The following is a 4,025-nucleotide window of genomic DNA, read 5'->3' on the forward strand; positions in this document are numbered from 1 at the left end:
GTTATACAAAAGGCAGTAGGCCTTTATTTTTTTGGCTTTTTTTGAACTTACATATAGTAGAGTGTACAAAAAAGGCGTAGAAATTGGATTTCTACACCTTCTATGAATCTTTTGTCTACAGTCTGACCTTTGAGCAAAACGCTCAAAGGTTTTTTCGTTGTGGCAAGACTTGCTTATTGCCAACGGATCAGTAGACGACTTACTAGATCCAGCAAACTAAAGAGTAGCAGTCCTGTTACGCTCAACACGATGATCCCTAGATACATCGTCGGATAGTCTAACCGCGTCCAAGCGTCTAAAATATAATAGCCCATTCCATAGACCGTACCATAATTTTCAGCAAAAAATAAAACGGAGATCGCCATTCCTAACGAGACACGCAATGAACTAAACAAAGCTGGCAGTGCAGCCGGAAAGGTGACTTGGCTGAACGTTTGCCAAGGGGTAGCTTGTAAAGTGTGATAGATCGCATAATATTTAGCGGGTAGTTGCAACACACTGTCGCGTACGGCTAATGTAACTTGCGGCGCGATGATCAACACTAACAGTAAGATCTTGGAGCTTTCCCCTAAACCAAACAATAGTAATAAAATCGGCAGCAATGCGATTTTGGGGATTGGATAACTTAAATACAGCACCGGGCCTAAAACTTTATTCCAAAATGAGCTGCGACCCATCACATAACCAAGACTGGCGCCAAAGATCAACGCTAGGATCAAGCCCAATAAGATCCGGCCAAAACTATAACCTAAATGCCAAACTAATCCCGCTTCAAGTGTAGCTGGCAACTGAGCATAAACGTCAAGTGGCGAAGGGAAGATCGGGGTGTGCCACACACTCGTCAGTCCTAGCCAGACTAGTTGGATGAAGATAAAAACGAATCCGACTGGAAGAAAATGGCGTAAATTACGGCCCATCACGTAGCGCTCCTTTCAATTGCTGGATGAATGCCAGTCGTGCTGGATCAGGCTGGCTAGATTCAACGAAGGGATTGGACAAAATCGTTTTCAATTGCCCAGTCCGAGTCAAAACAAGAATCTGCTGGCCCAATAAAACAGCTTCCGTCATATCATGAGTGATGAAGAGTGAAGTGGTCGGCTGCTTTTGCCACATCGTTAAAAACAAGTGCTGCAATTTTTCCCGCGTCAACGCATCTAAAGCGGCAAACGGTTCATCTAATAATAAAAGGTCGTTAGGCAAAGCAAATGCTCGAGCTAACGCGACTCGTTGTTTTTGGCCGCCGCTTAATTTATGCGGATAATAACTTTTTAATGCTGTCAGTCCTAATGCTTCAAACAAGTGTTGTAATTTCAGTTGTTGTTCGCGGGTCAAGTGTTTTTGTTGTTGGCGGATCAAGACGGCAGCCGTTACACTTTTTTCAACTGTTTGCCAAGGTAAAAGTCCGTAATCTTGAGGGACTAATCCGACTTTGTTCGCTAAATAAGGCTGATCAGCTTGGGTGATACTCCCACTTGTTTTTTCCAATAAGCCAGCTAATAAATTGAGCAGGGTGGTTTTTCCAGCACCTGATGGGCCGATCAAGGTGTAACGCGTATCAGCAGCCAGTTCCAGGTTCAAATTTTGTAAGATCGGAGTTTGATCATACGTGTAGCTGACATTTTTTAGCTGGATCTTATTTGAAGTAGACATCACTCAACACGTCTTTCGGTTGGATTTCTTTTTTCAAGAGTCCTTTTTCTTTGGCCCAAGCAAATGCCGCTGTGATATCTTGCGTAGTGGTTTGGCTAGCTTCAGGATAAGCTGGAACTTCGATTTGGTCTTTCAGTGATTTTGGAAAGCCGATCTCTTTAATGAAGAGATCCAAATATTTTTCTTTTGGGTTGTTCTTCATCCAAGCGACCGCATCATTATACGCAGCGTACATCGCTTTTATTTCTTTGGTTTTTTTGGTGATCGTTTTATTTTCAAATGCCATAACAAAAGGATTGATCCCGCTTGCTCGAGTTGAAGCTAAAACGTTCATCCCAGCTGCTTTGCCCATAGTCGTAAAAGGTTCGGGTAAGATCGCAGCGGCTGCTTTATGATTTTTCAGGAGCTCTAAGCGAGTGGGGACTTGCGGCAAGTCAACGCGTTTGATCGTACTGCTAGTAACGTGAGCGGCTTTAAACAGTTGGTCGACCGCGTATTCGGTACTGTTGTTTCGAGTTAAAAGGACATCTTTGTCAGTTAAATCACTCAACTGATGGACTGCCGGATCATTTGAAACTAGATCAAATGTACCATAAGTCGATCCGGTGATCTTGACATCCATTCCGCCTTGGATCGCTAGTGCGACCGCCACGAGATCCGTATTGATCCCATCTACTTTTCCTGCTTGAAAAGCGGCGTCACGTTCTTTTGGTGATTTGAAATTTTCTAACTTCAATTTGAAGCCATGCTTCTGATCAAACCCTTGCTGTTGGGCAACGATCAACGGGATATTATCATTTGATGGCATCACACCTAAAGTCAATGTTTTTTCTGAATCATCCGTCGCTGATTTGGGTGAACAAGCCGCTAAAAAAAACACCAACATCAGTAAAGCAAACGTCACCAATCTCTTCATTAAAATTCCTTCTTTCAATAAAAAATAAATTCCTCTGCTAGTTTAGCTTATTTTTAAGCAAAAAACTATCAGAGGAATGTTTTATTTTTACGCGAAGTAGGCGATACCCATCGCTTGTTTGACTTCTTTTAATGTTTGAGCCGCTACAGCTTGCGCTTGTTGGCTACCTTGTTGTAACAGTTGCATCACATGCTCTGGGTCTTGGGCAAATTCCTCACGCCGTTTTCTGATCGGCGCAAGCTCTGCTTCTAAGACTTCGATCAAATAGCGTTTGATCTGCACATCACCTAAACCACCACGACGGTAGTGTTCTTTTAACTCAGCGATTTTTTTTGTGTCTGTACCAAAGACATCCAAATAAGTGAAGACCATGTTGCCTTCAACTTGACCGGGATCGGCTACGTGAATGTGATTGGGGTCGGTATACATGCTCATGACTTTTTTTGCGACTGTCTCTTGACTATCCGCTAAATAAATCCCGTTGCCTAACGATTTACTCATCTTACCATTGCCATCGATGCCTGGTAAGCGGCCCATGCCTTTTGCCGGAAAAACACCTTTTGGTTCCACCAATACATCGCCATATGTTTGATTAAAGGAATGAACGATCTCTTGGGTCTGTTCTAACATCGGTTTTTGATCTTCTCCGACAGGTACGAGATTAGCTTTAAAAGCTGTGATGTCAGCTGCTTGTGAGACGGGGTAAATGAAAAAGCCCGCTGGTACACTTTCACCAAATTTTTTTTGCTCGATCTCTGCTTTGACAGTTGGATTGCGGCGCACGCGGCCAACGGAAACAAGATTTAAATAATACATCGTTAGTTCACCGAGCTCAGGGATCTGGGATTGAATGAACAATGTCGAGCGAGTTGGATCTAAGCCGACTGCTAAATAATCCAGTGCGACTTGTAAAACGTTGGAAGACACTTTTTCTGGTGTCTTGGCGTTGTCTGTTAAGGCTTGCATATCAGCGATCATAATGAATAGTTGATTATTTTCATCTTGCTGTAAACGTAGCCGATTTTTTAAGGAACCGACGTAATGTCCTAAATGGAGTTGCCCAGTCGGACGGTCGCCAGTCAAAATAGTATTTTTCATAGCGGTCACCTTTTCTCTTCAATATAAGTTATAGGTTAAAAACCTTCTTTCAAATAGTACCCTTTTTTTAATAGGAAGACAACTGCAAAAATTAGATCAAAGGCAGCAATAAAATTCATATGTAATATTTCCTGACACGAAAAGGGGAGGAAAAAGATATTTTTTTACCGCAATTATCAGAAAAATCTTTACAAATGAAATTTGTTTCGCCTATAATTAGAACCAGAGTTTTTTATCACTAGTGTTGCACAAATAATTTCAGAAAAATCTGAAAACTATGTTTCATTCAAAATTGCAAAAAAGTCGAATGCTTACGCAGCGGATGACTTTTATTCCAGAAATTGTACGTTTTATTAAATTG

General features: G+C 41.8%; 4 protein-coding genes. All 4 read right to left on the reverse strand.

Going from position 1 to position 4,025, the window contains the following annotated elements; genetic code table 11:
• Window positions 1-173 precede the first annotated feature (173 nt).
• Window positions 174-917, reverse strand: coding sequence for an ABC transporter permease (locus GVJ38_RS13940; protein WP_159723799.1), 744 nt, complete (start codon window positions 915-917; stop codon window positions 174-176).
• Entirely contained in the window at window positions 907-1,650 is a 744-nt protein-coding gene (locus GVJ38_RS13945) for an ABC transporter ATP-binding protein (RefSeq protein WP_159723800.1), read from the reverse strand. Before GVJ38_RS13945 ends, GVJ38_RS13940 begins: the two co-directional genes overlap by 11 nt.
• Window positions 1,634-2,566, reverse strand: coding sequence for an ABC transporter substrate-binding protein (locus GVJ38_RS13950; protein ID WP_159723801.1), 933 nt, complete (start codon window positions 2,564-2,566; stop codon window positions 1,634-1,636). Before GVJ38_RS13950 ends, GVJ38_RS13945 begins: the two co-directional genes overlap by 17 nt.
• A gap of 87 nt (window positions 2,567-2,653) precedes the next feature.
• Complete coding sequence (gene trpS / locus GVJ38_RS13955; protein ID WP_159723802.1) at window positions 2,654-3,664, reverse strand: tryptophan--tRNA ligase; 1,011 nt, start codon at window positions 3,662-3,664, stop codon at window positions 2,654-2,656.
• Window positions 3,665-4,025: the final 361 nt, after the last annotated feature.

The organism is Enterococcus sp. CSURQ0835 (genome assembly GCF_902706605.1).
Classification (GTDB): domain Bacteria; phylum Bacillota; class Bacilli; order Lactobacillales; family Enterococcaceae; genus Enterococcus_A.